4 protein-coding genes are annotated in these 5,376 nt (G+C 39.4%); 2 read left to right on the top strand and 2 right to left on the bottom strand.

Annotated elements, in window-relative coordinates:
* A partial coding sequence (locus tag AB4583_RS21210) for a hypothetical protein (protein WP_372119259.1) occupies positions 1 to 281 on the top strand: 281 nt, incomplete at its 5' end.
* A 368-nt stretch (positions 282 to 649) separates the two neighbouring features.
* Here AB4583_RS21210 and AB4583_RS21205 read toward each other — a convergent pair.
* Positions 650 to 1,600, bottom strand: a complete 951-nt coding sequence (locus AB4583_RS21205) for a GGDEF domain-containing protein (RefSeq protein ID WP_102394076.1) — start codon at positions 1,598 to 1,600, stop codon at positions 650 to 652.
* A gap of 1,749 nt (positions 1,601 to 3,349) precedes the next feature.
* On the opposite strand from AB4583_RS21205, the gene AB4583_RS21200 reads away from it, so the two are divergent.
* Entirely contained in the window at positions 3,350 to 4,384 is a 1,035-nt protein-coding gene (locus tag AB4583_RS21200) for a hypothetical protein (RefSeq protein WP_372119256.1), read from the top strand.
* 205 nt (positions 4,385 to 4,589) lie between these two features.
* Here the strand turns inward: AB4583_RS21200 and AB4583_RS21195 are convergent, their stop codons facing one another.
* Positions 4,590 to 5,018: a hypothetical protein gene (locus AB4583_RS21195; protein ID WP_372119253.1), complete on the bottom strand. Its 429-nt coding sequence runs from the start codon at positions 5,016 to 5,018 to the stop codon at positions 4,590 to 4,592.
* Positions 5,019 to 5,376: the final 358 nt, after the last annotated feature.

Genomic DNA, 5,376 nt, shown 5'->3' with positions numbered 1-5,376 from the left:
GGAATGCTCCGAAATATGCATTTAGTATGAGCATGCATACAGTGCGAGTAAAAATAGAACAAAATGAAGATGGTGATCACTACTTCTTAATACCTGATGAGTTACAGAAAGATTTATCTTGGGATGAAGGTGATTCAATAGAGTGGATTGATAATGGTGATGGAAGTTGGACTTTAAAGAAGCTTAGTCGGTTGGAATCATTAAAACTCAAAGCATTTGACGACCCAGCTGTTAAAGCTGAGTATGACCGATTAAAAGATGACTCTGAGTTTGATCTTTAGCCAGTCAAGTCAAGCTATTCTGGTCGTAGTCAAACTACCAAACAACAAGCTTCCCAAATGTACAATAGCCCGTTCCACAACTCATCTTAACGTACTTCTTCTCCTTTCTTTGTTGTAAATCCATCACGCAGGGTGCGTGATGAACTTACTTTTGCCCCATTGTGTGTTTCGACCGATTGAACAAACTCTTCACTAAAGCATCATTTGACTTACTTTTTTTCATGCCTAGAACTCTAACTATCTAACCAAATTTGCTAATCCACTACACTATCAGTTAAAGAGATTATTTAGCCTAACGTGATAGTAATTAGCTAAATCGCTTTCGCCCCAAAGCGCCCTAGGAACTATAAATTAGTGGCCAACATTACTTAGCCACAACAAAAGGCTTCACACCTATTCCTTCCCGATGTTTTAGCCTTATAAAGGGAATTGTCAGCTTGTAAAAACAAGTTATCGGTATCAATAACTTTTCCTTTGATAGTAGAAATGCCAATACTTACCGTGACAACACCTGCATCGGTAGAGTATTCATGAGTCATTGCTTCAGCTTGTATATTTTTTCTTATTCTTTCTGCGACATGTTTTGCATCACGGAGGTTAGTATTGGGCAATACAGCCACAAACTCTTCTCCACCATACCTTACTAGTAGATCAGAATCTCTATACACATTTTTTCTTAATTGGCTAGAAATTATCTTTAGCGTTGTATCCCCCGCAGCATGACCATAATTATCATTGTAGTTTTTGAAATTATCAATATCTATAATCAGAAGTGACAAGGGCTCACCAGATCGCATTGCTAAGGCTGAAATTTTTTTTAAATATGCTGAATAAATACGACGATTATATAGCCCTGTCAAAGGATCAATCTCGCTAAGCTCCTTTAATTTTATATTTGCCTCAACTAATTCTTTTTCCTTAAGGTCAAGAAGTTTTTGAAGCTTTACTTGCTCAGTAATATCACGACTAATACCGAACATTCCTATCAACTCACTTCCTCCATCTTTGTAAAGAGGCCATTTACAGGTAGATACCCAGCCCTCATTTCCCTCATTATCTGTATAAGGTTCGATTGAGGTTGTTTTCTGTATTCGACCTTCGATTATTTTCTCATCTTCCTTACGATACATTAATGCATGTTCATGAGGAAACAGATCAAAGTCATCTTTATCGTGAAGTTCCCTCCATGAGTTTTTCCCGACAAGCTCTGCAAAGTTCTGACTGCACAATATGAACCTATAATTCATATCCTTAAAGTAGATGTAATCGCTAGTAATAGATAATAAGGACATGAAGTGACTGAGGAAATTACTTTGCATATATCTGCTCTCTTATTTTTCGGGGGCTCACAAAATGTCAGCGTTAAATTGTCCGTCAATATGAAAGATAGCTGACTTGGCCACCTAAACCAAGTCACTACCTTCATTACCTAAGCCAATCGAAGTTGGTATTTTAGGTCTACTGATAGTGGATATATGTATAATTAAGCAAGTTGTTGTGGCTAAGTGAATTTGGCCACTAATTTAGAGTGAACCAACAACATTTTCTATCTCGCAATGTGCCCCATTGCGACTTAGCGAGTAAATTGTTACGGTCACATTCCACCAGTTGTTTGGAGTTCTCTGCCTTCAAAAGTAACCATAAATAGTTTTAGAGTGTAGCTTCCTAAAATAGTGGTATTTAATATGCTATTCCCCTGTATATTATGCATCTTAGTAATTACAGGGTATAAGGAAGGGTATCATTATGGAGTCTTGTTTGATTTTCTTTTTAAATCATCGTGTTACTTTCTTTTTGGCGGTGTGATGTAAATATTACAATAGTCTGTGACGTGGTGTAGTGAAATAGTTAATTTGGCTACAAATTAAAAGGTTAAACCACTGCGGGTAACACATGTGATGGTCAATGGAGTGAGGGCATTCGTTAGATTCCTTCACTACCCCTACAAAATCTAATGTGTATTACTATCGACTAGTACAATAACTCTAGCAAGCTTTTGTCCCAATTCTTGGCTCTGTAAACGATTTTGAGGAAAACCTTGTTACGAACCCGTGGTAAACCCAAACTACACGCTCTTTGTTGACCAAAGCGAAATTAAACCGATGGGAATATTACACCTCGTATAACTCTGGTACCGCTGATGGTTATGCTAACGCTTTAGATGCAGACAAATGTAGGAAGAGTAAAAATCAGTGGAGTTAAACGAACCTTCATGAGAAAGTGCCGACCCTTTTTAATGATGGTGTAAAGGTGTTCGATGTTTAAGCAAGGCGATGTTGTGATTCATAAGTCCCGACCAGATTTGGGTAACGGGCTTGTCATAGAGTGCAATGCCTCAACCGTATCAGTAAAATTTGTGACAGCCGATTTTACTGGCATACCTACAAGCTCTATAGCGCTGGCAAGAAACGTAAACGGTCGTGCACCTAAAGTTGAATTACCAGTAAAAACTGTTCAGAAAGCGAACCCTAGATCGCCAACTATCAAATCCACAGCTCAACCAAACCCTAGGCTCACTGCCCCCTCAAGCGGTTTATTCAATGGATGCTTCGCTCCCATCCTCTTTTTTGGGGTACTCATATTTTTTGGTAGTTGCGTCAGCTCAATAACAGCACCGACCAAAGATAGCAATGGCTATTACAAAAACGAGGCCGAGGCTTGGAAGGCATGCAATGCGAAATATAACAACAAATGTAGGTATTTAGGTCCCTCATTTAAACATCATTGATAATTTTCATCGATTTGGCTTAGGTGCGGGTATCTATCGATGACCCCCCATTCTTTTGACAACAAACTCTGAGTCGCTTTTGTCCCAATGCGATTACCCAACTGGACTTTAGTTGACCCATAAGTAAAAACTGTCAAGCTTTATAACAACTAGACTAGAGTAGAGTATTGAAAATATTTATTCATTTACCCTCCCGAGACCCAACGAATTATCCACTTACTTTAGCCACAGCAAACAAAGGATGACACAGCAAGCACTTATTATGTAAGTAAATAGTACAACGTCATTACTTCGGTTATAGTGTTTTACAGTGAAATATTCGGATTAAGGACAATCCAAAATGCTAGAACGCTTTTGCTTTGGGATCGCACTTGGTGTGGTCCTTTGGTGTTTTTTACGAGAAGAAAAAATAGAATTTAATCAAGCTAACCACCCTATCCTAGTGGGTACCTTGGCTATATCAGCGATCGCGTTCATCATCTCATCTGCCGCTTTCGGACTTATCTTTGCAGGTGCTGCGGTCATTGAAATGACGATTGGGTTTGCTCTTGCGAATAAGCTTTTTGGCAGACCAAGCGACATGAGTCTTGAGCAGTACAAGGAAGTCCTTGAGCAACAAAGATTAGAGAAACAACGTAAGGCCGAACTCAAAGCCATTAGAAAAGCAAAAAGGATTGAAGCTAGTAAACGCCGAGTAAAGTGGTATTTCATCATTCTTTGTGCCGTGATTGTTGGCTACCAAGCGACCTTGATATCCGACTATTACGCTAAACAACCACAAACCCAGACAACAACAAAATCTAAGATCGAAACCACCAAAATCACTAGCATCACTCCTAATCGCACCACAACATACAAAACTAGCAGCACCTCTGAAAACAGGGGCAAACTCGTTGTTTCAGCTTGGGAGCACAAAGCTTGGCGCGTAGCTTCAGTTAACGACTACGTAATGATGAACGCCACAAACTCAGTGAACGGCAGCTTCCTTGGCGTACTAAGGCGACTAAATAATTGTGACAGTCGAACCCTCTCGCTAACTCTTAAAGCTAATCTTGCCGACCATGTAGATATTTACGGGAAAAATTTCCCTCTTCGCTTTTCTACCGATAAAGGTTTAATAGCCGTAGTTTCTGCGAAAGTTGTTCTCATTAAAACTACATTTCAAGGGCGCTACAACCAAGAAATTGAGTATTCTATCTCGCCAATTCCCAGCAACTTAATCACAGCATTCAAGCGTCGCGATAACGTGCGTGTTGATGTCGATGGAAACGCAAACTACACCGATGGTATAAGTCTCTACGGCGCGACGTTTGACCTCGCTGGATTCACCGCCACTTACCTCAAAGCCGATGAGGCGTGCCTAGTTCAAATCTAAAGCACAAAGTAGAGGGGATAGTGGCTGAGCAAATGTAGGGCGCTTCTGTCCCAAAGCGGCAACGCACATACTTTGGGGATGTGTCCAATACGCCTCTCTGGGTAAGATGAGCTTAGGCAGTGCAAAGTAAACATTGAGCGTTGGTGCACTACAGCAATGTCTTGGATTGATAATAACTTTGATGCTAATAATTAATAGTGTTGGACTAGAACTGTATATCATCTGCTTCTGAAGAGGAGCAGCTAAGTGATAATAAGTGATGAGGGTATTTTGTTAGGATTGCGAAATAAACTTCCATCTTTGTCAGGCTTTTTTTCCTTTTTTCTTCGAGATCATATCCCCCGTGTCCTGCTGCACCTGAATCAACAAGGCACATTGAGTATGAGCCATCTCTTTTGTAGTAAATTTTCACTGAAAAATTAGGAGTATAAAGGAACTTTATTTTCCTTCCATTTTTAGTAGACTGCCTAAAAGTCGATAGTTTCTCACGCTCTATGTAATGACATAATTTTTCTGCTAACTCTGGCGTTATTATCATTGAGTAGACTTTGAAATTGCTTGTCTCAACTTGCTCAGAGGTAAGGTTATCTTTTATTTCATTCCAAACACTAGGTTTAAAATATTCTTCTTTCATGGCAGCAAAACTACATAAGGAGTGTTGCATATAATCTAAGGGAAAATGCTATCTCTTTCAATTATCCAATTGGTGTACTTTTAACTTTACAGTAAATACTTGCAAGCTAAGAAGTAGTAGATACGAATTGTAAACCGGGGCGTGTCACAAACTTTCTATACGTTTGTTCTGAGTCACTTTTGTCCCCTCAGAAAATTCTCAGCCACACTCACATAAAAAGCTTGGGTGTATACAGGTTGGCTTTTTGATAGTGTAACATAATGAGGCAAAGCACATTTACAATAGGAAACGTAATGAATTTTTGGCTAATCGTTGCTCTGATAGCTGCTATCCCTACATATCGGTGTTTTTCAAGGTA

The sequence above is a fragment of the Vibrio sp. 10N.222.49.C12 genome (assembly GCF_041475025.1).
Taxonomy (GTDB): domain Bacteria; phylum Pseudomonadota; class Gammaproteobacteria; order Enterobacterales; family Vibrionaceae; genus Vibrio; species Vibrio crassostreae_C.
This window is presented reverse-complemented; position numbering and strand designations above follow the sequence as displayed.